At 64.9% G+C, this 26,585-nt stretch carries 24 protein-coding genes; 6 read left to right on the top strand and 18 right to left on the bottom strand.

The genetic code is table 11. From position 1 onward, the window contains the following. Positions 1–25: 25 nt before the first annotated feature. The 7 genes from VSR72_RS30060 to VSR72_RS30030 all read right to left on the bottom strand — a co-directional run bounded on the left by VSR72_RS30060 (position 26) and on the right by VSR72_RS30030 (position 7,086). A complete protein-coding gene (locus tag VSR72_RS30060) occupies positions 26–919 on the bottom strand; it encodes an ABC transporter permease (RefSeq protein ID WP_342955918.1) in 894 nt (297 codons plus the stop codon). Continuing rightward, positions 916–1,908 (bottom strand): ABC transporter permease, encoded by a 993-nt coding sequence (locus VSR72_RS30055; RefSeq protein ID WP_342955917.1) that lies wholly within the window; start codon positions 1,906–1,908, stop codon positions 916–918. The genes VSR72_RS30060 and VSR72_RS30055 overlap by 4 nt, the downstream gene beginning before the upstream one ends. Before the next feature lie 13 nt (positions 1,909–1,921). Continuing rightward, the gene (locus VSR72_RS30050) at positions 1,922–3,580 is read right to left on the bottom strand and encodes an ABC transporter substrate-binding protein (RefSeq protein WP_342955916.1); all 1,659 of its coding nucleotides are present in this window, start codon (positions 3,578–3,580) and stop codon (positions 1,922–1,924) included. Positions 3,581–3,646: 66 nt separating this feature from the next. Next, positions 3,647–4,069, bottom strand: coding sequence for a PaaI family thioesterase (locus tag VSR72_RS30045; RefSeq protein ID WP_342955915.1), 423 nt, complete (start codon positions 4,067–4,069; stop codon positions 3,647–3,649). After that, a complete protein-coding gene (locus VSR72_RS30040; protein WP_342955914.1) occupies positions 4,066–5,082 on the bottom strand; it encodes a zinc-binding dehydrogenase in 1,017 nt (338 codons plus the stop codon). Before VSR72_RS30040 ends, VSR72_RS30045 begins: the two co-directional genes overlap by 4 nt. Before the next feature lie 46 nt (positions 5,083–5,128). Next, on the bottom strand, positions 5,129–6,232 hold the full coding sequence (locus VSR72_RS30035) for a M14 family metallopeptidase (protein ID WP_342955913.1): 1,104 nt from the start codon (positions 6,230–6,232) through the stop codon (positions 5,129–5,131). Next, positions 6,229–7,086 carry a VOC family protein gene (locus tag VSR72_RS30030; RefSeq protein WP_342955912.1) on the bottom strand — a complete coding sequence of 286 codons (858 nt, stop codon included), beginning with the start codon at positions 7,084–7,086 and terminating at the stop codon, positions 6,229–6,231. Before VSR72_RS30030 ends, VSR72_RS30035 begins: the two co-directional genes overlap by 4 nt. A gap of 488 nt (positions 7,087–7,574) precedes the next feature. On the opposite strand from VSR72_RS30030, the gene VSR72_RS30025 reads away from it, so the two are divergent. Beyond that, positions 7,575–8,765: a porin gene (locus tag VSR72_RS30025; protein WP_342955911.1), complete on the top strand. Its 1,191-nt coding sequence runs from the start codon at positions 7,575–7,577 to the stop codon at positions 8,763–8,765. A 139-nt stretch (positions 8,766–8,904) separates the two neighbouring features. Here the strand turns inward: VSR72_RS30025 and VSR72_RS30020 are convergent, their stop codons facing one another. Genes VSR72_RS30020 through VSR72_RS30010 form a run of 3 tightly spaced genes read right to left on the bottom strand, consistent with a single transcriptional unit; the run spans position 8,905 to position 13,322 of the window. Further along, complete coding sequence (locus VSR72_RS30020; protein ID WP_342955910.1) at positions 8,905–10,437, bottom strand: amidase; 1,533 nt, start codon at positions 10,435–10,437, stop codon at positions 8,905–8,907. A gap of 29 nt (positions 10,438–10,466) precedes the next feature. After that, positions 10,467–12,077, bottom strand: a complete 1,611-nt coding sequence (locus VSR72_RS30015) for an ABC transporter substrate-binding protein (RefSeq protein ID WP_342955909.1) — start codon at positions 12,075–12,077, stop codon at positions 10,467–10,469. A gap of 36 nt (positions 12,078–12,113) precedes the next feature. Then, on the bottom strand, positions 12,114–13,322 hold the full coding sequence (locus tag VSR72_RS30010) for an acyl-CoA dehydrogenase family protein (RefSeq protein WP_342955908.1): 1,209 nt from the start codon (positions 13,320–13,322) through the stop codon (positions 12,114–12,116). Between the two features lie 490 nt (positions 13,323–13,812). On the opposite strand from VSR72_RS30010, the gene VSR72_RS30005 reads away from it, so the two are divergent. Both VSR72_RS30005 and VSR72_RS30000 read left to right on the top strand, forming a co-directional pair. After that, positions 13,813–15,135 (top strand): LLM class flavin-dependent oxidoreductase, encoded by a 1,323-nt coding sequence (locus tag VSR72_RS30005; RefSeq protein ID WP_342955907.1) that lies wholly within the window; start codon positions 13,813–13,815, stop codon positions 15,133–15,135. A 184-nt stretch (positions 15,136–15,319) separates the two neighbouring features. Then, entirely contained in the window at positions 15,320–15,664 is a 345-nt protein-coding gene (locus VSR72_RS30000) for a DUF3088 domain-containing protein (RefSeq protein ID WP_342955906.1), read from the top strand. 42 nt (positions 15,665–15,706) lie between these two features. On the opposite strand, the gene VSR72_RS29995 is transcribed toward VSR72_RS30000, so the two are convergent. From VSR72_RS29995 to VSR72_RS29980, 4 genes are all read right to left on the bottom strand, one after another. Then, positions 15,707–16,465, bottom strand: coding sequence for an amino acid ABC transporter ATP-binding protein (locus VSR72_RS29995; protein ID WP_342955905.1), 759 nt, complete (start codon positions 16,463–16,465; stop codon positions 15,707–15,709). After that, positions 16,465–17,142: an amino acid ABC transporter permease gene (locus VSR72_RS29990; protein ID WP_342955904.1), complete on the bottom strand. Its 678-nt coding sequence runs from the start codon at positions 17,140–17,142 to the stop codon at positions 16,465–16,467. The genes VSR72_RS29995 and VSR72_RS29990 overlap by 1 nt, the downstream gene beginning before the upstream one ends. 13 nt (positions 17,143–17,155) lie before the next feature. After that, the gene (locus tag VSR72_RS29985) at positions 17,156–17,935 is read right to left on the bottom strand and encodes an amino acid ABC transporter substrate-binding protein (RefSeq protein WP_342955903.1); all 780 of its coding nucleotides are present in this window, start codon (positions 17,933–17,935) and stop codon (positions 17,156–17,158) included. Between the two features lie 318 nt (positions 17,936–18,253). Continuing rightward, positions 18,254–18,856 (bottom strand): nitroreductase family protein, encoded by a 603-nt coding sequence (locus VSR72_RS29980; protein ID WP_342955902.1) that lies wholly within the window; start codon positions 18,854–18,856, stop codon positions 18,254–18,256. Positions 18,857–19,131: 275 nt separating this feature from the next. On the opposite strand from VSR72_RS29980, the gene VSR72_RS29975 reads away from it, so the two are divergent. Further along, the gene (locus VSR72_RS29975) at positions 19,132–20,472 is read left to right on the top strand and encodes an LLM class flavin-dependent oxidoreductase (RefSeq protein WP_342955901.1); all 1,341 of its coding nucleotides are present in this window, start codon (positions 19,132–19,134) and stop codon (positions 20,470–20,472) included. Positions 20,473–20,509: 37 nt separating this feature from the next. Further along, positions 20,510–21,790, top strand: coding sequence for an acyl-CoA dehydrogenase family protein (locus VSR72_RS29970; RefSeq protein WP_342955900.1), 1,281 nt, complete (start codon positions 20,510–20,512; stop codon positions 21,788–21,790). 15 nt (positions 21,791–21,805) lie between these two features. Here the strand turns inward: VSR72_RS29970 and VSR72_RS29965 are convergent, their stop codons facing one another. From VSR72_RS29965 to VSR72_RS29950, 4 genes are read right to left on the bottom strand one after another with little or no spacing between them, the layout of a single operon-like run. Beyond that, positions 21,806–22,999 (bottom strand): cytochrome c, encoded by a 1,194-nt coding sequence (locus tag VSR72_RS29965; protein WP_342955899.1) that lies wholly within the window; start codon positions 22,997–22,999, stop codon positions 21,806–21,808. 32 nt (positions 23,000–23,031) lie between these two features. Next, positions 23,032–23,838 (bottom strand): ABC transporter ATP-binding protein, encoded by an 807-nt coding sequence (locus VSR72_RS29960; protein ID WP_342955898.1) that lies wholly within the window; start codon positions 23,836–23,838, stop codon positions 23,032–23,034. Then, complete coding sequence (locus tag VSR72_RS29955; RefSeq protein WP_342955897.1) at positions 23,832–24,929, bottom strand: ABC transporter permease subunit; 1,098 nt, start codon at positions 24,927–24,929, stop codon at positions 23,832–23,834. The genes VSR72_RS29960 and VSR72_RS29955 overlap by 7 nt, the downstream gene beginning before the upstream one ends. A 4-nt stretch (positions 24,930–24,933) precedes the next feature. Then, positions 24,934–25,971, bottom strand: coding sequence for an ABC transporter substrate-binding protein (locus VSR72_RS29950; protein WP_342955896.1), 1,038 nt, complete (start codon positions 25,969–25,971; stop codon positions 24,934–24,936). 392 nt (positions 25,972–26,363) lie between these two features. On the opposite strand from VSR72_RS29950, the gene VSR72_RS29945 reads away from it, so the two are divergent. After that, the gene (locus tag VSR72_RS29945) at positions 26,364–26,582 is read left to right on the top strand and encodes a hypothetical protein (protein ID WP_342955895.1); all 219 of its coding nucleotides are present in this window, start codon (positions 26,364–26,366) and stop codon (positions 26,580–26,582) included. Positions 26,583–26,585: the final 3 nt, after the last annotated feature.

Below are 26,585 nucleotides of genomic sequence, written 5' to 3'. Positions count from 1 at the left end.
TTGGGGAATAGCGCGAGCGAAACGCTCAGCGTTTGCGAAAAAGCGGGTTCAGTGCGTCGTTCAGGCCGTCGCCTATGAGGTTGAGCGCGAGCACGACGAGCATGATGGCGATGCCGGGCTCCGCGCACAGGTACCACGACGAGCGGATGAGCGTGCGCCCCTCGCCGATCTGACGGCCCCAGCTCGCAAGGTTCGGGTCGCCGAGACCGAGAAACGAGACGACCGATTCATAGAGAATCGCCCCGGCGATGACGAGCGTGCCCATCACGAGCACGGGCGGCAGCGCATTGGGCAGGATCTCCCCGAACGCGATGCGCCACGGGCCGAGCCCGACGGTGCGGCACGCCGCCACGAAGTCGCGGCTTTTGAAGCTCAGGCATTCGGCGCGCGTGAGCCGGGCGATTGCGGGCCACGACACGAGCGCCACGGCGATCACCGTGTTCTGCAGGCGGGGCCCGAGAATCGACACGATGGTGAGCACGAATACGACGTTGGGCACGATCTGAAACAGTTCGGTCGTGCGCATGAGCAGCGCGTCGATCCAGCCGCCATACCAGGCTGCCGCGAGCCCCACCGCCACGCCGATCAGCGTTGCCACGAGGCTCGCGGAAAGACTCGCGAGCAGCGTCGCCCGCGCGCCGTGAGCGAGGAGCGCCGCGATATCGCGGCCGAGCGCATCGGTGCCCAGCGGAAACTCCCGTGTCTGGAATGGCCAGGTCTCCGGCGCGCTGACGATACGCAGCGGGTCGCCGGGATAGAGCCAGCCGGCCGCGAGCGCGACGGCCACAACGAAGGCGAGCAGCAGCGCACCGGCAACCGCGCCGCGATGGCGCAGGAATTGCCGCCACGCGCCGCCGCGCACGGGCGAATCCGGCTGTGGGACGGAAAGCGGGCCTGTGAGCGGATCGAGCGTCGTCATGACGCCTCCGTGCGGATACGCGGATCGACCCGCGCGTAGAGCAGGTCCACCGCGAGATTGGCGAGCACCACGAGCAGCGAACTGAGCACGAGGATGCCCAGCACGACGGGATAGTTGCGGCTCATCACGCTGTCGAACAGCACGCCGCCAATGCCGGGCCAACTGAACACAGCCTCCACGACGATACTGCCGCCAAGCACCGCGCCGAGCTGCACGCCGAGCAGCGTGAGAACGGGCAGCAGCGCATTGCGCACCATGTGGGCGAGCACGACGCGCAGGCGTGTGAGGCCCTTGGCATAGGCCGTTCTGACGAAGTCGAGTCGGCTGACCTCTAGCATCGAGGCGCGCATCACTCGCGCGTAGGTGGCGGCATAAAAGAGGCCGAGCGTGACGGCAGGCAGCACGAGGTGCCTCGCCACATCGAGCGCGGCGTGCCACTGGCCGGCAAGCCCCCCGCCATAGTCCGCGCCGATGGTGGTCATGCCGCCTACCGGGAGCCAGTCGAGCCGCACCGAGAACAATATGATGAGCATGATGCCGAGCCAGAAGCTCGGCGCCGCGAAGCACAGCACGGCTGCGGCGGAAACGAGCGTGTCCCACCAGGTGTTCACCTTGACCGCGGCGATCACGCCGGCCGTCACGCCAACCAGCACCGCGATTGCCAGACTGGAGAGCATCAGCAGGAGCGTGGCGGGCAGATGCTCCAGGATCACATCGAATACCGGCTCGTTGTGCCGATACGAATAACCGAGATCGAGACGTGCGACCGAGCCGATGTAGTGCAGCAACTGCTGCCACAACGGCTGGTCCATGCCGTACAGCACGCGAAGGTGCTCGATCAGCGCGGGGTCGGTGACCTGCTGGTCGGCGGTCATCACGTCGAGGAAGCTGCCCGGCACGGAATGGATCAGGAAGAAGTTGAGCACGATGACGCCGAGCAGCAGCGGAATCGCCTGCAACAGCCGGCGTGCGATCAGGCGCAGGATCATGGCGGCGCTCCTCTCACGCGTCCAGCCAGACCGAGCCGAGCGAATCGCCCTGCACGTTCGCGCTGGCGGTGAAGTTGCGCAGGTTCGCTCGCGCGAGTGTGAACGACTGCATTTCGACGAGCGGCACGATCGGCACGTCGGTCGAGGCGAGGTGCGCGAAGTCGTGTGCGAGCTGTTTGCGTTTGTCGGGGTTCGTCTCGGTGCTGAGCTTGTCGACGAGCGCATCCATGACGGGATTCGAATAGCCGGTCGCGTTGCGAAAGGCCGCGCCCTTGACGATGCCGTCGGTGGTGAAGTACTGCGTCACCACGGGCACCGGTTCAAGTGGCGCGGTGAAGTTCGAGATGGCGATGTCGTAGTCGTAATCGGTATAGATGCGCTTGAGCGCCGTCGCGCGATCGACCGAATCGAGCTTCACCTTCACGCCGATGTCCACGAATGCCTGCTTCAGGTACTGCCCAAGCTTCGCGTTCTCCTCGAACCAGGCGGCGGCGAGCAGATTGACGGTGAAGCGGCCGCCGTCGCGGTTCGGCAATCCTGCCGCGTCGAGCAGCGCGCCTGCGCGCTTCGGATCGAAGGGGTAGTGAGGCACGTCGTCGGTGAAGAAGAGCGGATTGCTGTGGAAGATCGGCGAAACCGCAGGGCGGCCGCGCCCGAAGTAAATCGTGTCGACGATGAGCTTGCGGTCGATGGCATGCAGCAGCGCCTGGCGCACTTCGCGGCGCTGAACGTTCGCGCGGCGCTGGTTGAACTCCACTGTGACCGTCCACGCGGAGTCTTCATAGCCTTTGGTATCAAGTACGACCTTGCCGGTCTTCACAAGCCGGTCGATGTCGCGCACCGGCACCGGGTTCGAATACGCAAGGCCGAGTTCCCCGGTTTCGAGCGCCGCCGAGCGCGAGGCCGAATCGCTCCACCAGGAGACGACCAGCTTGTCGAGATACGGTTGACCCGCGCCCCAGTATTGCTCGTTGCGGCGGTATTCGACATGGCTGCCACGCACCCACTCGCCGTATTTCCAAGGGCCCGTGCCGACCGGCGCGTTGTTCAGCGGATTCGTGAGAATTTCCCTGCCCGCATAGCGATGTTTCGGCAGGAGTACCTGGTACTGGCCAGCCAGCACCGACTTCAGGAAGAAGTCAGGCACCGGCCGCGCGAAGCGCAATTCGACCGTGAGCGGGTCGATGGCCTTCGCGCTTTGCAAAGTCTTGAGCGCAATGCCGGCCGAAATCGGCTTCCAGTATTCGAGCACGTTGAACACGACGTCGTCGGCGGTGAACGGCTGGCCGTCGTGCCAGCGCACGTTCGGGCGCAGCTTGATCGTGTAGGTCAGGAAGTCGGGCGACGCGCTCACGCCGGTGGCGAGCAAGGGCTGGAATGCGAGCGTGCTGTCGAGCCTGAGCAGGCGTTCGAGAATTTTGGTAGAGGTTTGTAGCGGGCTGGAGCCGCCTCCGCCCGGCACGAACAGCGCTTGCGGTTCGAGGCCGCCCCAGCTCGCCACCAGCGTGCCGCCGCGGCGCGGCGCGGCGGCCGGCAGGGCGGGCGTGGCCGCAAGTGCGCCCGCGGGCAGCGCAAGCGCACCGACGCCGCTGACGCCGGCGCTTGCCGCGAGCGCACCGCGGGCAGTCAGGGAAAGAAAAGAACGTCGGGAATAGGGCGGATTCTTCTTCATGGCAAAAGCTCGACCGGCTCGGGTCGGCGTAGCGTGGTTTGGGTGGAGGTGATGGCGTTCGCGGTCTTACGCGGTGGCGTAACTCGCGCGGCCGATGGCGAGCAGCACGCCCTTGTCGTTGTAAAGCTCGACGTCGGCCACGCTCACCGTGCGGCCGAGGCGCCGCACGGTGGCCACGGCGTCGATATCGGTTTCGATGGCGGGGCGCAGGTAGTCGACACGAAAGTTGATTGTTGGGAGGCCACGCCCAACCAGCATGCCGACGGCAAAGTCGCCGACCGTATCGATAATTGCCGCGAGCGGGCCGCCGTGCCATTGCCGCGTATCCGCGCCGCGCTCGAAGCCCGGCTGAAACGGAATGCGCACGCGCAGCGCTTGCAGGGCGTGGTCGGCGCTGATGGCGCGCATACGCAGCGAGGCGATATAGGGCGAGCGGTCGAACGCCTGCTGGATCTGCTCGATGGTGAGGGTCTCGCGCGCGTCGCTCACGATGCCACCAGCACCTTGCCAATCACTTCGCGGTTTTCGAGCGTCGCGAGCGCTTGTGCGCCTTCTTCCAGCGGCCATTTCCGGTCGATCAGCACACGCAGCTGGCGGCTCTGCACGAGATCGAGCAGTTCGTGCAGGTCCTCGCGCTCCCAGCCGTTGGAGCCGCGAATCTGCAACTCGAAGGTCCAGATGTAGCGGATGTCTTCCGGTGGGGCGTAGCCGGCGGTCGCGCCGCAGGTGAGAAGACGCCCGCCCAGGCGCAGACAGCGCAACGAGCGCGTCCAGGTGTCCCCGCCTGTGAAATTCACGACCACGTCCACCCCGCCACGCTCCACGACATTGCGGCGCCGCGCAGGCTTGCCGAACTTCGCGTGTACCGCGCGCACGAAATCTTCCTCGGTGTACAAAATGACGTGGTCCGCGCCGAGTTCGCGCAGACGCTGGGCTTTTTCCGGCGATCCCGCGCAGGCGATCACTTCGGCGCCAGCGAGCTTCGCGAGTTGCACCGCGCACACGCCGACACCGCCGCTCGCGCCAAGTATCAACACGCGTTCGCCGGCTTCGATCTGACCGATGCGGCGCATCATGCGCAGCGCGGTGCCATAGGCGACCGGCAACGCAGCGGCTTCGTCGAAGCTCACGCCATCGTGCAAGCGGATCAATTGATGCGCCGGCACGCGGCACAGTTCGGCGAGGCCGCCATGTGTGGTTTCGCCGACGAGGCCGCCGTCCACACGATCAATGGGATCGACGAGTACGCGGTCGCCGGGTCGCCAGTCCTGCACGCCCGCGCCGACCTCGACGATCTCTCCCGCTACGTCGAGCCCGATGATGACGGGGAACGGCAGCTTGATGCCTGGCATGCCGCGCCGCGTGAACACGTCGTGATAGTTGAGGGACGAGGCCTTTACGCGGATCACGACATCGCCGGGAGCCGGGCTCGGATCGGGAAAAGCGGTTTCGAGACGGAGCTTGTCAAGGCCGCCGTGCTCGCGCAACACAATAGCTTTCATGATGAAAACAAAAACGTGGATAACTTCGAAGTGCGATGAATGTCGCTTACCAGCGCGCAAGCCCGTCGAGCGTTTGCGCCGTGATGGCGAGTCCGTGCGCAAGCACACGCTCGCGCCAGACCGAGGAAACGGGCACGAACGCGTCGAGCAGGTCGGCACGCAGTTGCGCGTCGCGCTCGGGGTGCGGCGCCTGGCGGGCGCGAAAACGCAGCCACTGGTCGAGTCGCGACGCGAGGCTCATGCTCGGCCCGCGCGTACCGAACTCGATCACGGCGCCCGCCATCGGCCGCCCGTCGAGAAATTGCTCGACGCCGCGGAACACGAGCCCGCGATAGTCGGGCCGCGCCAGGCCATGCGGGCGCTGGCCGAGCACGCGGTCCGCGCCCCACCACTGGGCCGCGCGCTGCTCGAGTTCGCTGTCTTGCGCGTTGAAGCAGAGAAAGAACGGCTCGCCGTATTCGCCGATGCCGGTGTGCCAGTCGATAAACGCCACACGCTCGGCCTGCACGAGATGCGTTTCCACGATGCGCTGCAAGGTCAGGTTCGACCATTCGCGCTGATTGCCGCCATAGATCAGGCCGTCGGCATGCGTGTACTGGCCGCTCGCGAGCGTGTTGAAGAGCGCGTCCGCGCCGTGCGCGTCGCGAAAGCGGTCCGTCGCCTGTGTTGCTGCGGCGAGCGTGTCGCGGTCCCAGCGCGTTGGAATCAGCCATTCGTGCAGGCTCGCGTAGTGCGCGTTGCGTGGCCGTGGCGCGTCGTGATCGACAAAATTCCGGTTCAGGTCGACGTTGTTTTCGGTCGTGCGGGAGCCGTGCGCAAAGCCATACGGGTTGAGCCCGTGCACGAGCGTGACGGCGAGATCCGGAGGCAGGTTCGACGCCAGGCTGTCCAGCCATGCAATCTGGAGCGCCGAGCCCGCAGCGCCTTCAAGACCGTGCGTACCGCTGATGGCGAGCAGTTGCTTCGGCGCGTGCTGCGGCCCGAGACGCGCGACGTCGATGCTCAGTGCGATGCCGCCAGGGCCGCTCGCGTCGGGATGCCGGTAGCTCGCGAGTTGCGCGCCCGCGCGTTGGGCGCGGACCACGAAGCGCTCGCGCGCAGACGCATAGTCGGGCGTGAAGTAATGCCAGAAGGCGGCCGCCTCGCTCATGCCGTTTCGCCTTCGACAAAGCGCAACGCGACGCCTGCGGCATGGCCGGCCGCGACGCGCACCGAGCCGTCTGCGGCTGCGACGGAAACGACGCCATTGCGCTCGAACACCTTGCGCAGCGTGTCGAGCGAGCGCACGCGAAGATCGAGCGCTACGTAGCGTTCGCTGCCATCGAGCGTGACGGCGACCGCGCCGTAGCGGCGCTCCGCCTGGGCGGGCGTGACGAATTCGACGTGCGCGCGGCCCGCCGGCAGGCGGTAGTGATCGTCGCCGACGCGCTCGACGATACCGGGCCCGAACAGGCGCTCGTAGAGGTCCGCGACCTCGCGCGGCGCAGGCGTCGCGATCACGAAGCCGACGATATCGGTCACGCCGTTGGGGTGCTGGCGGTCTTCGTCGCGCCACACGAGTTGCGGCGTGAAGTGATGGCAGAAGAACGTGCGGCCGTTGCGCACCAGCTCGGCGGCGAGGCGCACGGTGCGAAAGCGCGCGTCCTGCGCACCCTCGGGCAGTTGCACGGGTCTGAAAAATTCGGCGGGCGGCTCGACTCCGATACCGCGCGCGGTGATCGCTTCGTGCAGCGCGTGCGAATCGTTGGTCTTGAACACGAGCCCAGAGAGGCCGGGCGGTGCATTGACGATGTCGGGACGGTTCGCGCTCTTGCCCTGCTCGAAGCCGAGGAGTTCCAGGTAGTTCTCGCCGAAGATGGCGAGGTGATTGCTCGACCCGAGCGAATGATGACCGCGCGCGGTCAGGGCGAAGCCGAGCTTGCGATACGTGTCTGATGCGTCGTCGAGCTGGTCCTTGACGTTGACGACGACGTGATCTAGAACGGGGGCGGGAATGTGGCTCATTGCGGTGAGGGTCTCCGGTGGGCAGGGGGCGCAACGCTTGCCAGGTGGCCCACTGCGATTGCGTCAGAGGAAAGGTCGCTGAAAAGTGTAGTGACAGCTTCTTCCGCAACCAACCAAGCTATCGTGATTTGCTCAGCGCAATTCGGGCAAACGTGGGCATCCCAGTTGCTTGCCGGGCGCCGCGTCACGCGCATTTCTCCCTTTGTTAAAGCCTGATTGGAAGGAATCCGTAGTAAGTTCGCGGTCACTCGAATGGTTGAGCTTCACGGGTGGCTCGATGCGCTGAGGTGCCCACGTTCCGGCTGCCCGTCGTAAAGCTTAGGCAAATAACTTGGTTTGAAAAGGACTGCAGAGTCCCTAGACTCGGTGCCCGCGGATTCGGCAAGGCAGCGCTTGGCTTGTCATCGCTGCAGTTTTGTGCCGGTCCGTTGCAGACTTACACACGCTCGTTGTCGACTCGTCCACAATCACCGAATAAATTCTCGCAGATGAAACTCAACAAGTTCAGCGCAGCGGCACTCTCGCTCGGCCTCGTCGCCGGCGCCGCGCACGCGCAAAGCAGCGTCACCCTTTACGGCATTGCCGATGCCGGCTTTCTATACAACAACAACGTGAAAGGCGGTGCGCTGTACGGCCTCTCGTCCGGTACATCGTCGCGCTGGGGCCTGCTCGGCGCCGAGGATCTGGGCGGCGGCCTCAAGGCGATTTTCGATGTCGAGAACGGCTTCACGTTGGGCTCAGGCGCGTTGGGACAGGGCGGTCTGCTATTCGGACGCAAGGCCTTCGTGGGTCTGAGCAGCACGACGTGGGGTGCCGTCACTGCCGGGCGTCAGTACTCGGCCAGCAACGACGCGACCAGCTCGTTCGCTTCGGGTGCCGACTGGGCAGCTTCCGGTCTCGGCTACGGCACGCGCGCTGCCGACGTCGACAACGTCGATACGTCCAACCGTATCCAGAACGCCGTGAAGTACTCGAGCCCGAACGTCGGCGGTTTCACGCTCGGCGTGCTGTACAGCTTCGGCAACGTCGCCGGCAACTTCGGCCAGAACTCGGTCAAGGACGTGGCGCTCGCGTATGCCAACGGCCCCGTGAAACTGGGCGCAAGCTACATGTTCACGAAGGACCCGTACTACGCGACCTTCGGCAATCAGGGGAACTCCTCGACCTCTGCCACCGGCACCAACAACAACATGCCTAGCCGCATTTTTGGCGGGTACGCGTCGGCCGGCTCCCAGCAGATCGTGACTGCGGGCGGTTCGTACGCGCTCGGGACGGTGACGGTCGCGGTACTGTACTCGAACACGCAGTTCCAGAACCTCGGCTCGGTCAATGCAGGCGGAAGCTACGGCACGCTGTACCACGGCGGTACGGCCACGTTCAATTCTGGAGAACTGAACGTCAAGTACGCCGTCAATCCCAGTCTGACGCTTGCCGCAGCCTATATCTATACCCACAACAGCGGCGCCGGCAACTACGATAGTGCGCACTACAACCAGGTCAACCTGGGCGCGACTTATGCCGTCACGAAGCGCACTTCGCTCTATGCGGATGGCTTCTATCAAGCGGCTGCAGGTACGGATTCGACTGGCAAGGCCGCCGTGGCGAACTTCAGCGGCTCGACGTACTCGAGCACGAGCCACGCGGTTGCGGCTATAGTCGGGATCACGCATCGCTTCTAGAATTTGGTTATATCGATCCATCGGTTCACATGCGTGACCCGCATTGATACGATCGCTGGGTCTTCTCCGAGACACCTTGAAGTGGAGTTGCCCGCCGCACGAAACGCGGCGGGCATTTTTTATTTCCGATCGCTCAGTGTCACGAGCCATATCCAGGCGGTGCCTGAAACCCGCCGTACGCTTCCTCAAGCAAGCGGGCGAACGCGATTGGCGTGCGATCTTCCAGCCATGGTCCGAGCGCCTGCGCGCCGACCGGTAGTCCATCGTGGTCGAGGCCGAGCGGAAAGCTCGTCGCGGGCAGGCCGGGCAGCACCGGTAAACCGGCCCAATAGAACAGGTCGCTAAAGCGCAAATTACGCACGCCGTCCGCAAACGCCACCGGAAATTCGCGCTGGTCCTTTGGCTCGCTGTGATCGTGACGGAAAGCGGGGGTAGGCGCGACAGGCGTGACGACGACGTCGAACGCTTCGAAGAGCGCTTCCCATTGTGCCCGCAGCACGAAGCGGCGCTCGTTGGCGACAAGCCAGTCACGATGCGAGATCGAAGGCGCGCGCAGCGTGGCGGCTTCGTGGCTGTCGTCGTCGGGCGTGAGCGCGGCGAGGCGGCCTTGCGTGGTCTTGTCGGGTAACGGCTGCACGGTCGATGAACCGAGCAGCGTCCGATACAGCGTATGCGAGGCGCGCAGTTCGGGCAGCAGGCCTTCGGGCAGATCGGCGGGACGCTGGATTCTCACGCCGTGCGCGAGCAAGCGCTCGGTCACGCGCCCGGCAACGAGCCGCTCCGACTCGCTCGGCTCGACGCCCGGCCACCGATCGATCACGAGCACGCGGAAATCGGCAAGCCGCGAGTGACGCGGCGGCGGCAGCGCAACGCGCCACGCCTTGTTTAACTCCGGGTCGCGGTTGAGCAGCAGGCCGAGCGCGAGATCGAGATCGGCAGCAGAGCGCGCAAGTGGTCCGGCCACGCCGAGATCGCGCGGCGCGCGGCGGCCCGGCGGCAGACCCGAACCGAGCGTGGCGATCAGACCATAGCTCGCCTTGTGCCCATAAACGCCCGTGAAATGCGCCGGGATACGAATGGAGCCGCCGATGTCCGAGCCGACTTCGAGCGCGACATAACCCGCCGCGACGGCGGCCGCACCGCCACCCGACGAGCCGCCGGGCGTGCGCGCGAGATCCCAGGGATTGCTGGTGCTGCCGTGTACGGCGTTATAGCTTTGCAGGTCGGTGAGGCCGAGCGGCACGTTGGTCTTGCCGATCACCACCGCGCCCGCTTCGCGCAGCGCCGCGACTACGGGCGAGTCACGCCGGGCGCGGTTCTGCGTCAATTCGGGCTTGCCGACCGTCGTGACGATCCCCTGTACGTCGAACGATTCTTTCACGGTGACGGGGACGCCGAGGAGCGGCTTGCGCTCGCCGCGCGCGAGCGCGGCATCCGCGGCGCGGGCGTCGGCGCGGGCACGATCGTCGTCGTGCACCACGACGGCGTTGATCGCGCCGTCGAAGCGGTCGATACGCGCGAGGCTGTGTTCGAGCAACGCGGTGGCGCTCACGCGGCCCTCGGCGAGGGCGCGGGCCTGTTCGCCAGCACTGGCGAAGGTGAGCGCATCCAGCGCGCTTGCGGTGTCGTTGTCGATTCCGTTCTCGATGCCAGGCAGGGCGGCCGTGCTCATGATGGGGTTGTCCTCGCGGTTAAGTCGGCTCAGGCCGGTGCGATCCACGCGTCGGACAGGTCGCCCGCGGTGAGATCGATGCTGTTGTTGAGGTCGTGCACGCGCCGGTTGTAGACCTGCACCGCGGAGGGTACGGTCACGAGCGGGAACACGGGCAAATCGCGTCCGACGATCTGCTGGATCTGCCTGAAATTCGCGGCGCGTCGTGCGTCGTCCTGTTCGACGGCCGCCGTCCTGAAAAGCGCGTCGACCTGCGGATTCTGGTAATGCGACGCGTTGATCCAGATGAGCGGATGGCTCACGCCGTCGCCCCAATAGATGCGCTGGACACCCACGGTCGGGTCATAGAGTCGCCCGAGCCCGTTGATGTTGAGATCGAAGTCGCGCGCCGTATAAGCGCGGCGCAGATACGTGGGTAGATCGCCGTCGAGAATCGTCGCCTTGATGCCTACGCGCGACAGCGCCGCTCGCAGGTAGTCGGCGCTGCGCCGGAAATCGCTGCCCGTGAGGTAGGTGATCTTCACCGGGAAGCGCTGCCCATCCGCGCCGCGCTTGTGACCTGCGGCGTCGAGCAGGGCGTGGGCCTTCGCGACATCGTATGGATAGGCAAATGTGCTGTCGTCGTAGTAGTCGGCGAGCACGGGCGGCACGGGCGAATTGACCACCTGCGAGCGGCCAAAAAACACATGGTCGCGCAGGAAGTTGCGATCGACGGCGTGCGCGACAGCGCGGCGCACGTCGGCGTTCGCGAACACCGGGTTGTCGAGATTGAATTCGAGGAATGCGGCGTTGTTGAGATACGCGTCGTAGCTGTCGTCCACCCGCAGATGTGGCAAATTCGCGAGCCGTGGCAGGTCCGCGAGCGCGACATTCGTCGCCGCGTCCACCTCACCCGTTTCGAGCGCGGCCGAAATCGCGCCTTGATCGGGCGTGATGCGATACACCACATGATCGAGATACGGCGCGCCTTTGCGCCAGTAGTCGGGGTTGCGCTTGAGGCTCACGTACGTGCCGCGCACCCATTTGTCGAACACGAAAGGACCTGTGCCGATGGGCGCGAGCACGTTCGGGCTCGTCGTGGGGTCACCGTCGCCGTAGCGATGCTGCGGCACGATCGGTAACTCGGCCGACGCGAGGGCCTTGAGCAGATACGGCGTAGGCCTGTCGAGCACGATCACGGCGGTGAGCGGGTCGGGCGTCTCCACCCGCGCGACGTTCGCGAGCGTGATGCGTCCACGCGGGCCGAGCCGCTTTTGCGTGAGCACGGAAAAACGCACGTCGTTCGAGGTGAACGGCTGGCCGTCGTGCCACCGCACGTCGGGACGCAGCGAGAACGTATAGCGCAGGCCGTCGCCGCTCACGGACCAGCGCACCGCGAGCAGCGGCTGGGCCCGGAACTGCGCGTCATAGCGCAGCAGTCCTTCCGAAATTTTCGCGCTGATGTTGCGGATCACCGTGTTGGTGTCGAGCAGCGAGACGAGGCCGGGAGGCTCCTGCTGGACCGCGTAGGTGAGCGTGCCGCCTGTCACCGGAGCGGCGGACGTGGCGCCAGTCTGTGCGCGCGCCGCGAGCGGCATGCTGGCGCCGCTCGCGAACAGACTGGCGGAAAGTTGCAGGAAAGTCCTGCGATCAATACTCATTGTGCCTCCAGTGGCGGAAGTGGGGAAAGGCGCGACTCACGATAGACCGGGCACGCCCAGCCATAGCTGCCCGATCAGCTCATGCGTCGCGTCGGCGTTAGGCGGATGGAAGGCGCCGGCTCGCACGTCGCGAAAGAGCCGCTCGAGTTCCTGGCGACGCGAGAGGGAACCCGCGCCGGCTACCTGCAGAGCGAGATTGACGACGCGCAGCGCGCCATCCACAGCATGTTGTTTGGCTGCAAGCAGTTGCGCGAGCCACGGTTCGCCCGGCGCATAGCCGTCCCACCAGCGCTGTGCGGTGCGCTCGAGCAGCGCATCGATGCTCTCCAGATCGATGGCGGCTTGCGCGACGTGTGCCTGCGTGAGCGGCTTGAATGCGTATGGGCGGCCGCCCAGCACGAGCGAGCGACGCGTTTGTGCTGCCTCCAGCGCGAGATCGAAGGCGCGCTTCGCGATGCCGAAATAGACTGCGCCGAGGCCTGGCAGCACTGCGCCGAGAATACCGTCCACGAACGGATCGTCGGGCGGCCCCGCGGGCAGCACGCGCGTGACATGTTCCGGCTGGGCGACCGCGCCTTCGAGCCATGTGTCGTCGCTGCGCGTCGCGCGCAAACCGAGCGCGTCCCACGTGGGCTCGGTGCGATGGCCGTTCGCATCCCGGCGAATGAATGCGTGCACGATGCGGGGATTCGCGGGATCGCTGTCGTCGCGGCCGTGCACGCCGAGCCAGTCCCATGCGGGCGCAAGAGACGTGAAGATCTTGTGGCCATCGAAGCGCCATGCACCACCGGCCAGGGGCGTCGCACGCACGGTCGAGTCCGCGAGTCCCGCGTCGTTGCCGGGCTCGCCGTGGCCGGCGGCGAACACCTTGCCGGCGCCGATCTCGCCCAAGATCCAGTCGGCCGAATGATCGCCGCGCCGCCACAAATGCAGGGCCGCGCCTGCCCAGTAGAGATGCATGTTGAGGGCGAGTGCCGTCGCCGGCGCGTGATACGCGAGTCTGATCTGCTCGCGCAGCAATTCCGGCAATGTTAAGCCGAGACCGCCGAACTCGCGGGGCACGCTCGCACGCAGGAAACCCGCAGTTTGGAGATCCGCCAGATCGTCCGCGAAGAAGGCGTTCTCGCGGTCGTATTGCGCCGCTCGAGCACTGATTCGTTCGAGCAGCGACTCGGTGAGAAGCGGTGCAGTCGCGAGTTGCGAGGGCGTAACCCGCGGTGCGTGGTGTTCCAGAGTAGTACTCAAGACGTTACCTCCTGCATGCGGGCGCGGACGCGAGGGGTGTCGAGTGCTGCTCAAGCGTGCGCGGCTGCAGCGGTCCAGATACGGTTGAGAGGGCGCGGTTCATGCCGGAGCTAGCGCGCGTGTGCGGCGCGAGCCGCTCCATGCGATTATGGTTGCGGCGTCGAGACGCGGCCAATATCGATTCGCGAATTGCATATCGGCCATGGATGGTATGAAAGGCGAATTCGTCATGCCGTCATGCTGTCGACGGCCATATGAATATGCCAATATCCTGGTTGAATGGCCTACGTCGATGCAGAAGAATCGAGGTTCGAACCGTTCGAACCACGGGCGCATACGCACTTGAACGATCCCTCACGTGGAAAACGTGTCGTCGCATTCGTTGTGACATCGAACTCGCACCGGAAAAGTCGTTGCAGTGCTCGCGTCCGTCAGCGATCTTCGCCTATCGGGAGTATGGTGTAGCTATTGTTTTCCGGCAGCCAAAACCATGAACCGTATTCGACAGTTGCATCTCGGCGCATTCATGCGCCCCGTCAGCCTGCACACGGGGGCATGGCGTTTCCCTGGTGCGTATCCCGATGCGAATTTCAACTTCGCTCATCTGAAGCGCTTTGCTCAGACGCTCGAGCGCGCGCGTTTCGACGCGTTTTTCATCGCCGACCACCTGGCCGTGCTAAACATGCCGATCAACGCGCTTAAGCGCGGGCAAACCGCAACCTCGTTCGAGCCTTTCACGTTGCTCTCGGCGCTCACTGCAGTGACGGAAAAAATCGGGCTCATCGCGACGGCCTCGACGACGTTCGACACGCCGTACCATGTCGCGCGCCGCTTTGCTTCGCTGGACCATTTGAGCGGCGGCCGCGCGGGCTGGAATCTGGTGACGACCTCGAATCCGGACGCGGCACTCAATTTTGGCCTCGAAGAACACGTGGAGCACGACGAACGTTATCGCCGCGCACGCGAATTCTTCGACGTCGTGACGGGGCTCTGGGACAGCTGGGCCGACGACGCTTTCGTGCGCGACGTGACGAGCGGCGAGTACTTCGATCCGGCGAAGCTCCATGTGCTTGCGCACAAGGGTGACTACTATTCCGTACGCGGCCCGCTCAATATCGCGCGACCACCGCAGGGCTGGCCGGTGGTGGTGCAGGCGGGTTCGTCGGAGGCGGGGCGCCAGCTCGCGGCCGAAACGGCCGAGGCCGTCTTCACCGCGCAGCCGAATCTCGAAGCCGGCAAGCGGTTTTACGCCGACGTGAAGGCGCGTATGGAAAGGCTTGGGCGCGATCCCGATCACCTGAAGATCCTGCCGGGCGCCTTCGTCGTGGTTGGCGAGTCGCTCGATGAAGCGCGTGAAAAGCGCGAGCGCCTCGACAGCTTTGTGCACTACGACAGCGGAATTGCCTCGCTATCCATCGCGCTCGGTCACGACGTGTCCGGCTTCGACCCCGATGGTCCACTGCCTGAGATTCCTGAGAGCAACGCGAGCCGCTCGGCGCGGCAGCGCGTGGTGGACTGGGCCCGCGACGAGGGCTTGACGATTCGGCAGCTCGCGCAGCGCGTGGGTGGTTACTCGGGCCTGCAGATGGTCGGCACGCCGTGCTCGATCGCGGACGAGATGGAGCAATGGCTGGTGGAAGCAGGCAGCGATGGCTTCAACGTGATGTTTCCGTATCTTCCCGCAGGCCTCGACGACTTCGTGGAGAAGGTCGTACCCGAGTTGAAGCGGCGCGGCATTTTCCGTCGCGAGTACGAGGGCAGTACGTTGCGCGAGCATCTCGGCTTGCCGAGGCCGGAGAACCGCTTCTTTTGAGGGCAACGATCACGAGCGCAGCGCTGTTTGGCCTCGACTGACTGCGGGCGCGCGAGCACGCACGAGGCGAACGGCGCTTAGCATCGGCTCGAATATTGTTGGATCGAATCATTCGTGGCAGCGCTGGCCGTCGAGACCGACAATCGTCGGGTGTCCTTATTCAAGAGCGGAGCGTTGATCCACCATGAGTCGAGACTTGCTGCTGATGCTGGAACCTGGCTTCACCGATCCCGCGTGCCCTGGCGAGCGTTTCATCTGTCCGCACGGCGCGCCGATAGAAGGACTGCTCGCGAGCGACCCCGAGCGCGTCGCAGCCCTCGATGTGAAACGCTTGCCGTTCGCGCGCCCGCGGGCGGCTGTGATCGAAGTGCTCGACGAAGCGCATCAGGGCTTGCCCGTGCTCGTGCTGGGCGACGAGCATCCGGTTCCCGAGGGCGTGCCGACTTTGAATGGCCGTCACTTCGTGACCGACACGAACCGGATTCTCGCGCTGCTTGCCGAGCGGCACGGCTTTCCCAAGGTGCATTGAGCCGGTTGAGCGCGCCGCGGCCACGGCGCTTCTTACGGGCGTTCAGAACGAGGGCAGCGCCTGCGTGAGCGTGGACACGAAGCGTGCCGTACGCGCATCGCGTGGACGCGCGAAGAGTTCACGTGACGGGCCAGCTTCGACGATCGCCCCATCCTTGAGGAAAACAGCGTCGTGCGCCACGGAAGCCGCGAGCCGCAGGTCGTGCGTTGCCATCAGCATGGTCGTGCCCTCCAGCGCGAGCTGCCTCAGCACGTCGACCACCTCGGCGGAGAGTTCGGGGTCGAGCGCCGAAGTCGGCTCGTCGCAGAGCAACACCTGGGGCGAGGGCGCAAGCGCGCGCGCAATCGCCACGCGTTGCTGTTGACCACCCGAGAGCGTGGAAGGCCACGCATCGGCCTTCTGGGCAATGCCCACTTTGGCGAGCAGCGCGGCGGCACGCTCGCGGGCCCGTTCCTTTTCCCATTTCAGGACCGTGACGAGGCCTTCCATCACGTTCTCGATGGCGCTCAGGTGGGGGAACAACTGGAAGTTCTGGAACACCATGCCGGTATGGCGGCGCACCGATGCGATTTTGGCGTGAGAAAGCTGCCGGCCCCGGCCGAATTCGACGCGGGCGTCGCCCACGCTCAGCGTGCCGGAGTCGGGCACTTCGAGCAGGTTGATGCAGCGAAGCAGCGTGCTTTTGCCACTGCCCGACGGTCCGATGAGCGCGGTCACGCTGCCGGCTTTGAGCGTCAGGTCGATGGCCGCGAGCACCTCGTGGTCACCGAACGACTTGTGGACCTTTTCAATCTGGATCATCAGCGTCCCGCCGTGAACAAGGCATGACGGCCATAGCGCGTCTCGAGGCGCCCTTGAGCCTGCGAGAGCACGGAGCTGAACACGAGATAGATCAGCGCGGCCTCGGTATAGAGAATCAGAGGTTCGTATGTCACGGCGGCGATGCGTTGTGCGGCCTGGAAGATTTCCGGCACCGTCAACACGGCCGCGAGGGACGTGTCCTTGACGAGCGAGATGAACGAGTTCGAGAGCGCGGGCAATGCCACGCGGGTCGCTTGCGGCAGGATGACGCGGCGCAGCGCCTGCGCGCGCGTCATGTTCATCGAATAGGCGGCTTCCCACTGTCCGCGCGGTATCGATTCGATCACGCCGCGAATGACCTCCGCGTTATAGGCGCCGACGTTGAGCGAAAAGCCGATGATGGCCGCGGTCAACGGATCGAACACGATTCCCACGTTGGGCAAGCCGTAGAAGATGACGAACAGCTGTACGAGCAGCGGCGAGCCGCGAAAGAGCCAGATATAGAAACGCACGGCCGCGACGGCCCAGCGTTGCCCGAAGAGGCGAACGAGTGCCGCGAAAAAAGCGACCAACATGCCGATCGCAAACGAAGCCAGCGTGAGCGGGACCGTAAAGACCAGTCCCGCGTACAGCAGTGGCCACAACGATTGCGCCATCAAATGCAGCCATGCCGGCATCGTTCAGTCCGCCTTATTGTGAAACGTCTTTGCCGAAATACTTCTGCGAGATTTTCGCGTAGGTGCCGTCGGCCTTGATGTCGGCGAGCGCCTTGTTGACGGCTGCGACCAGTTCGGGGTTGCCCTTGCGCAGCAGCACGCCCGACTGATCGTCGGCGGAGGACGCGTCGATGGCGGCGATCTTGAGCTTCGCGTCCGGCTTGTGCTTCTGGAAGTCGAGGAACGAGAGCGAGTCGTTGACGGTCGCGTCGACGCGGCCCGATGTCAGCAGGTCGATCGATTCGTTGAAACCCTGAACCGGCACGACGTCAGCACCATGCGACGCCGCGAGCTTGCCGAAATTGCTGGTCAGCGTGTTGGCCGACTTCTTGCCCTTCAGGTCGTCGAAGGAATGGATGTTCGTGTTTTCCGAGCGCACGATCAGGACGGCATGCGTCGAAATATACGGCGTCGAAAAGTCATACTTGACCTTGCGTGCGTCGGTGATCGAAACCTCGTTGATCACGGCGTCGTAGCGATTGACGTCGAGACCGGCGATCAGGCCATCCCACTTGCCTTCGATGAACTGCGGCTTGACGCCAAGCCGCTGTGCGATTGCCGTGGCGATATCGACGTCGAAGCCGGTCAGCTTGCCCGTTTCGTCGTGGTAGGTGAACGGCGCGTAGGTGCCTTCGGTGCCGACACGGAACACGCCGGACGACTTGACCTGTGCGAGTTCGTCGGCAGCGAGGGCCGGTGCCGCGGCAACGACCGACAGGAGAGCGGCAAATAGAGCGGAGCGGATGGCTTTCATGGTTGGAATGTTCGCGATGAGAGTTTCGTTTGCGGCATCAAATGGTGAGTCGCCGGATTCTACTGGCGGCGAATGTGACTGCCAAACAGGCACATTCGCTATGCATATGCTCTGGTGGAATATAACGACGGATATGACGTATCCACGGACACGCTACGAAGAAAAACAGCAATCGGCGCGCAATTGCGCGCCGATCGGGATGCGGCTCCGCACGTGGATCAGGCGCCGGGCCGGGCTTCGGGCAAGCGGCCCAGCAACCACGCTGCAGAGACGAGCAGGAAGCTTTGATAATGGATGTTCATTCGGTCCTCTCACCCGTCATTCGGCGAATGCGAATGCGCCTTCTGCCGAAATTGCGGCCAGCGGCAGACGTCCGTTCGGCAGCTCGCGGGCGCGCAGCGCCTCGCTCAACTGCGCAGGGTCACCCGCGCGGCCGATCGCAAGAGCCGCTTCGATGGCATAGTCGTCCGGTATGGCGAGTTCCGTGCGTATCCGCTCGCGCTCGATACCTGCCAGCCCGTGCGCCTTCCAGCCGGAAAGGCTGGCCTGAAGCCCAAGTTGCGCCCATGCGGCGCCGCTGTCGAACGAATGCGAGGGCGAGGCGACCGGATCCTTTGCGCCCGGCGGAACGAAGGTTTTCCTGGAGAGGACGATCACGATGGCGGCGGCATGTTGGGCCCAACCGCGGTTGAATTCGTTCAGGAAACCGAGGAAGCGCGACCAGTGTGCGGTGCCCCGGCGCGCATAGACAAAACGCCACGGCTGGGAGTTGTACGAAGACGGCGCCCAGCGCGCGGCTTCGAGAAACGTGAGGAGCGTGGTTTCGGGCAGCGTATCGTCAGTGAAGGCCCGGGGCGACCAGCGGTCGAGGAATTGTCGATCGATCGCATGGTCGGCGGTGCGTTGATTCGAGGTCGTCATGGAGATGTCCTGAGGATTGGCGCGAGGAAAGAGGAAGCCGTGCGTGTGCGCGGCCACTCGATGCGACGAGTATAGAAGTGAGCCCCCCCACGGCTAACGCATTTGTTTTGGGTTGCTTATGTTTATTCACGCGGCCGGGACTGGTCACGCAAGCGAATTCGTCATGCCGTCATGCTGACGACGCCCATATGAATATTCCAATATCTTGGTTGAATGGCCTGCGTCGAGGCAGAAGAATCGATGTTCGACCGTTCGAGCCACAGGCGCATACGCACATGAGCAATCCCTCACGACAGTTGCGCCTCGGCGCATTTCTGATGCAGACCGGCCACCATATTGCCGGCTGGCGCCATCCCGGCGCACAGGAAAACGCCGGCAGCAACTTCCGCCATTATGTCGAGCTGGCCCAGCTTGCCGAGGCGGCGAAATTCGATGCCATCTTTTTCGCGGATTCTTCGGGAGTGCGCAGCACTCACCTTGGGTCGCTTGCGCGCACGGCTCGCAGCGAGTTTTTCGAGCCGGTCACGCTCCTTTCTGCACTCGCTGCCGTCACTGAGCGCATCGGCCTGATCGCGACCGTCTCCACCTCGTTTCACGAGCCCTTTAACGTCGCGCGGAAGTTCGCTTCGCTCGACCAGATTTCGGGCGGTCGTGCGGGCTGGAATCTCGTCACGTCGAGCAGCACCTCCGAAGCGCACAACTTCAACTTCGAGGAGTTGCCGGATCACGCCAGCCGTTATCAGCGCGCGGCGGAGTTTCACGATGTCGTCCTCGGTCTTTGGGATTCGTGGGACGACGACGCGTTTCCGCGCGACAAGGCGAGCGGCATCTACCTCGATACGGCGAAGCTGCATGTGCTCAATCATCGCGGCGACTTTTTCAAGGTGCGCGGGCCGCTCAACGTTTCACGCTCGCCGCAGGGGCGACCCGTTGTCGTTCAGGCGGGTGCATCGGAAGCGGGCCGTGAGCTTGCGGCGCGAACGGCTGAGGTGATCTTCGTTGCGCATCAGACGTTCGACGAAGCCAAGGCGTTCTACGCCGACATTAAAGGCCGCCTGCCGCGCTATGGACGCGACCCCGACGACGTGAAAATCATGCCGGGTATATTTCCCGTCGTCGGGCGCACGCAGGCGCAAGCCGAAGAAAAGTTCGAACAACTTCAGTCGCTCGTCGACCCTGTGGTTGGCGTGGCACTACTTTCCAGCGTGATTGGCGGGGTGGATCTCTCGGGCTATGACGTCGACGGTCCGATCCCCGAACTTCCCGAAACCAATGGACCGAAAAGCCGCCAGCATCTGCTCGTGGATCTCGCCCGCCGCGACAAGCTCACGATTCGTGAACTGTATTTGCGCATAGCCGGTGCGCGGGGCCACCAGCAGGTGATCGGCACACCCCAAAGCATTGCCGATCAGTTGCAGCAATGGTTCGAGGAAGGCGGCGCCGATGGCTTCAACATCATGGCGCCTTACTTCCCGGGCGGCCTCGCCGATTTTGTCGAACTCGTACTGCCCGAACTGCGGCGGCGCGGCCTTTTCCGCAGCGAGTACGAAGGCCGCACCTTGCGCGATCACCTTGGGCTCAAGCGCCCCGCTCGCGGCAGCTATCCGGCTGCCTGACTTCGTCACATAGCCTGACTCAACCGGAATTCGCACTATGTCCCAAAACACGTCTGAGAATGCAACGAGCGCTGATATCGGCTTTGAACCCCACGCCGCATGGGGCGCACCCCCGAGCGAGCGCTACGAAACGCTCGCGCGGGACTGGCGCCCGATCTTCGCGCGCATTCGCGCGAGCGCCGTTGAACGGGATCTCGCTCACCGCTTGCCGCATGACGAGATCAGGTGGCTGCGCGACGCAGGCTTCACGCGGCTGCGCCTGCCGCGCGAGCAGGGCGGCGTGGGCGCGACGCTGCCTGAAGTGTTTGGATTGCTTATCGAACTTGGCGCCGCCGATACGAATGTGGTCAACGCGGTTCGTGCGCATCTCGGCTTTGTCGAAGACGTGCTCACCGCGCACGAAGCCGAATGGCAAGCGCATTGGCTAAACAAGCTCGCTGCGGGCGACTTGATTGGCGCTGGTCTTTCCGAAGCGGGTAGCGCCAGGGTCGGCACGTTTGCCACGCATCTCACGCGCACGCCGCAAGGCATTCGCCTGAACGGCCGCAAGTTCTACACCACGGGTTCGCTGTTCGCCGACTGGGTAGCCGTTGCCGCGCAAGACGGCGACGACACCGTTTATCTTCAGGTGCCGCGCACGGCGCGAGGCGTTGAAGTGATCGACGATTGGGACGGCTTCGGCCAGGCGCTCACGGCAAGCGGCACGGCGACCTTCGTGGATGTCGCGGTCGAACCCGAATGGATCCGTCCGTCTTCCACGCGGTTTCCCTACGCGGTGCCGTTCTATCAGCTCGTTCATCTGGCGTCGCTGGCCGGCATTGGCCGCGCGCTTGCCGACGACGTCGCGCGCCGCGTGCGCCAACGCGATCGCGTCTACAGCCACGGCAATGCAGATCGCGTCGCGGACGATCCGCAGATTCTCCAGGTCGTAGGCCGGCTGCACAGCGCCGCCTATGCCGCGCGCGCCGTGACGTTGCAGGCTGCGAAGGCGATCCAGCGCAGCTACGAAGCACATCAGGATGCGGCCACGAGCGGAGTGTCGCGTCAGGATGCGCTCACCCAGGCGCACACCGAAGCACACGTCGAAGTGGATCAGTCTGTTTCGGTGATCACGCGGCTCGTGCTCGACGCGAGCACGGATCTGTTCGACGCGCTCGGGGCATCGGCCACGCTTCGCACGGAAGGGCTCGATCGCTATTGGCGCAACGCGCGCACCATTTCGTCACATAACCCGCGCGTGTATCGTGAGCGGCAAGTCGGCGCGTACGCCGTGAACGGCACTGTGCCGCCGAGCTTCTATCGCGTGGGCAAAGGTTGATTGCTCGCACCGCATTCAATGGACGTAGCCGCCCTTGACGTAACGCACCGGCTGAGCGTCGATGCGCAGCAGTAGCGATGTGAGCGGGTCGGTCCTGCTGCGGTCGACGCCTTCGGCACGGCCGCCGCCTGCTGCGCAAAGCAACGTGGCGTCGGCCCATGCGGGGTCACCGGGTTTCGCTTCGGCTCGCAACCAGCCGTCGCGATCCGCGATCAACTGTGAGCCCGCGAAGCGCTGAGTGCTCACGCCGGCTATGCCCGCGAACACATTCCACGCACCGGGCGAGACGGCCACGCAAGACGCGTAGCCGTTCGCCGCCCAACGCGCCGTTTCGTGCGGCGATGGTAACGCGCCGTCGCGGAACAGCAGCAACGTCTGCCAGCGCGGATCTTCGAGCGGCGGCGCGCGTGAGTCGATTGCCACTGCACGTACGCGCTGGCCGGCGCGCCAGCGGGCCAGCGGCTCGGCAGGCGCGTCGCCGCAACGCACGTCGAGCGCGGGGAGGGCGACGGGCACCGGCCAGCCGTCGCCGTCCTGGACACCGCCGCCCGCCGCCAACACCTTCAGATAATCGAGAATCGCCCACGCGTCGGCGTCGGTGAGACGTGCTTTGAAGCCGGGCATGGATTGCGTGCCGTCGCGCGCATGCATGCCATGCTGCACGCGCCAGAACAACTCGCCGTCGAGCCGGTGACCGAGCAATGGGCCGACGATGGTTGGCGGCCAGCGCACAAGCGTGGCGGCACGCGGGCCGTCACCGCGGCCCGTGTCGCCGTGGCACGCCGCGCAGTCGCGCGCATAGCGCGCCGCGCCCCTCGCGACGGCTTCGACTGAGAACGACGTCGTCTGGAAACTGGTGGGTACGGCGTCCGCGAGCCATAACGAGGTATCGGGCCACGGCGCGAACCAGGCCGCGAGCACGGCGGCGGCGAGCAGCGCAATGCGCAGCCTGCGCCAGAAGAGGCCCGCGATCGCGAGGAGCAGTGCGCCGCTCGTGGCGGCAAGCGCAAGTGCTAGCTGCCGTGCGACGCCCGCATCGATGAGCAGAACCTCGACCGCGAGCCGCTTCGTCCACGGCCACGCAGGCTGGCCGTGGCTGTCGCCAGCCATGCCGAGTGCGTGCGCTGCGCTGCCGAGCGCGACCTGAGCGGACTCCAGCGCACCGAGAAACGGATTGACCCAGGCATTGCCGGAGAGCAGCGCGCTCATCGCCGCGCGCCGTGTGAAACGCGCCGCACCGCTTACCAGCTCGCGTCGAGGCCGAGGTGACGCAAGGCGTCGCGGCGCAGCGCGGCAAAGGCCGGGTCGCCGCGATGGCGAGGATAGGGCAGATCGACATGCAGTTCAGCCGCAACGCGCGCGGGCCTCGGGCTGAATACGATCACGCGCTGCGCGAGAAAGAGCGCCTCTTCCACGTCATGCGTGACGAGCAATGCGGAGAAGCGATCGCGCTGCCACAGGTCCACGAGTTCGCTTTGCATCGAAAGACGCGTGAGCGAGTCGAGCTTGCCGAGCGGCTCGTCGAGCACGAGCAGCCGCGGATCGTTGACGAGCGCGCGGGCGAGCGCGACGCGCTGCGACATGCCGCCCGAGAGCTGGTGCGGAAACGCGTCCGCGAATTCCGTGAGGCCGACGCGTTCGAGCTCGACGTCGACTCGCCCGCGCTCCCGTTTATGTACGCCGAGCGCTTCGAGCCCGAGCGCGACGTTCGCGCGCACGCGGCGCCATGGGTAGAGCGTCGGGTCCTGGAACACCACGACACGCGATGGATCGGGCCGCTCGATGGGCGCGCCATCTTGCAGGAGCCTGCCCTGTGTCGCCGCATCGAGCCCCGCGACGAGCCGCAGCAGCGTGGACTTTCCGCAGCCACTCGGCCCGAGCAGCGCGACGAATTCGCCCGGCGCGACAGAGAGGCTCACGTCGTCGAGCACCGCGAGCGGGCCCTTGGGCGTGTCGAACTGGTGGCTCACGCGTTCAACGGTGATGCGCGCGCCCCGGGTGACGGGTTCGCGAGAAGGCGTGGCTTGGGCCACAGCGGCATTTACCATTTGACGGTTCCTTTTTGCCACACGAGCGTGCGATCGCGTACGAGAAAGAGCAGGCTGATGAGGCCCGAGAACAGAACGGCCATCACGAGCAGCGCCGCGTACATGTTCGAGTACGACGCCCACCCCTGCGCCCACGTGAGATACCAGCCGAGGCCCGACTTCACGCCCATCATCTCGGCTGTCACAAGCACGGTGAACGAGGCGCTCAGGCCCATGAAGAGGCCGACGAAAACCTGCGGCAGCGCAGCCGGAATCGCGACGCGCAGTACGAGGAAGCGCTGGCTCGCACCGAGCGTGCGCGCCACGTCGTAGTAGGCCTTGCTGACGCTCGCGACGCCTGACCATGTAAGTACGGTGACGGGAAACGCGGTAGCGAGCGCGATCAGAAAGATGGCGGCCGAGCGGCTCGACGGGAAAATGTAGAACGCGAGCGGCAGCAGCGCCGTGGCGGGCACGGGGCCTAGCACGCGCATGACCGGATGCACCCAGTAGCCCACGGCGCGCGACCAGCCGATCGATACGCCAACGAGGAAGCCAACCACGCCGCCGTAGAGAAAGCCGACGGCGAGCAGACCGATCGAATGGATCACGCAATCGGCGAGGCGCGCCCAGTCGTCGCGATACACCTCGACGAGCGCCTGCGGCGGCGCGAAGAACGGCGTGGGCAGGATCGCGGTTTTAGCCGTGAGGATCTCCCAGAGCGTGAAGGCAAGAGGCAGGGCGACCAGCCACGGTCCCGCTTTTCTCAGGCCGCGCAGCGCGGGCCGCAGCCGCGCGCTGGCGCGTTCGATGGCGGGAAATGTGAGGGCGAGGAGCGCGATCCATGCCGCGATCGCCCAGGCGGCCGCGCCAAGCTCCGCGGTATAGGCCCAGTCGGAAAAACCGGTGATGCGATTCGGCCACAAGCGCGTGACGGCGCCGAAGGCAACCCATGCTGCCGCCACCGCGAAACCGGTGTACCAAACGCCCGGTAATCCGGGTGTGCGTTGGCGGCGCAGGTCGATATCGGAGAAAGGAGACTGGCCGTCGCCGCCTTCGAGTGCATTGGCAGCGCCTGCGCGGACCAGCGCCGTTTGTTCGAGCGAAGACATCGCGTTACCCCAGTACGTTGGTGTAGACGGCCGCGGCAAAGCGCTGCGGATCGGTGGTCGGCTTCAGCACGCCGGCGCGCTTGAAGTCTTCGGCGAAGTAGGCGATCTCCTGCTGGAGATCGACGTTGATCGGATGGTGATCGTAGGTCAGCGTCGAGTAGAGCTTCACGAGGTCATCGACCGCGAACTTCGGCGTGTACTTCGCGAACGACTTCGCCGCTTCCCTTGGGTTCTCGCGCGAGAAGTCGGTGGCCTCGATGAGCGCGCGCGCGAGCGAGGCGGCGGTGGCGCGATCGCTGCGCAGCAGCGACCCGCGCGCGGCGATCACGCAGCAGACCTTGTGGGCGTACTCGTCGGAAAGATTGCTGGCGAGATGCGTATAGGCACCAGGACGCTGCCGCTCCAGCAGATAAAGATTCGGATCGCCGTCGGCGATGGCCTGGATCTCGCCCTTTTGGACCGCGACATCGAGCAGGTCGGCGGGATACTGGCGCCAGCTTACGTCGCGGTCCGGATCGATGCCGTGCTTGAGCAGCAGGATGGCGAAGAAGTTCTTGCCGGGCGAAGCGAGATCGCTCACGCCCACGGTCTTGCCTTTGAGCGCGGCGAGCGAGGTCACACCTGCTGCGCTCGCACCGATCAGGCGCACGCAGCCACCGTGCACGCTGCTGATGATCTTGACGTCGAACCCCGCCTCCAGCGGCTTGAGCCAGCGGTGAATCATGCCAACGGCAGCATCTGCCTTGCCCGTGGAAAGCGTTTGCAGGAGCTGATCGTTCGAACCTGCGTAACTGACGAGATTGACCTTCAGACCGTTCTTTTCGAAAAAACCCTGCTCTTGCGCAACGGCGACAGGCGTCAGGCAAAACCCGTTCGGCGCCCACGCAAAAGTGAACGGCTTGAGTGGTGGCGCCGACCATGCCTTGCGGCCGAGCGTCAAAACCGGGGCGCTCAGCGCCGTGGCACCCGCCGCGCGCAGCCATTTGCGGCGTTTCCCGTTCGGGGCTGCTGGGGTGAGGCTGGAACCGGGCAAAGCGGCCATGAATCGGTCTCCGTATGGATCGAAGTAGGGATTTCGGTTGAGGTTGAGTGGTTCGCATACGCACGGCGAGAAATTACTTCGTATGCAATCCTTATCAGATGGCGCGTGATCCACCGCACAGCTCGCTTGCCGAAAAGCGATGCGAACGCGTGCAGGCGACAACGGAGATCAGCGTAATCCCGAATCTGGACAACCGCGAAATAACGATTTGCGCAAACCATATCTGCTTTGCGTTGAATCGAAGCATGCTGGGCGCGAATCACATCGTAATGACGAAGTGACGCTCGCGTTGATTTGCTATCGCCAAAGCGTTCTTTGGCGTCGCGTGTCGCGCGCACTAGCATGAAGTACCGCGGACGGCCGGTTCCGCGCCTGACTTCACGGGAGCCTTCATGCGATACAAGGGATATAGCGTCGAGCCGTCTGCACACGCGTTGCCGAGCGGGCTCTACGCGGCGAACCTGACCATCGAGAACAGGTCGCCCGCGCTCGAATCTTCGTTTTCTTTCGAAGCGCTCGATTATTTTTTCGAGCCCGACCACGCTATCGCGTACGCCTCTCGCTGGGCTCGACTATGGATCGATCAGCGCGGCAAGCTGGCGGCCGGGTGATGC

The sequence above is a fragment of the Paraburkholderia sp. JHI869 genome, assembly GCF_038900775.1.
In the GTDB taxonomy this organism is placed as follows: domain Bacteria; phylum Pseudomonadota; class Gammaproteobacteria; order Burkholderiales; family Burkholderiaceae; genus Paraburkholderia.
The sequence above is the reverse complement of the archived record's forward strand: the minus strand, read 5'-3'. Positions and strand labels throughout refer to the sequence as shown.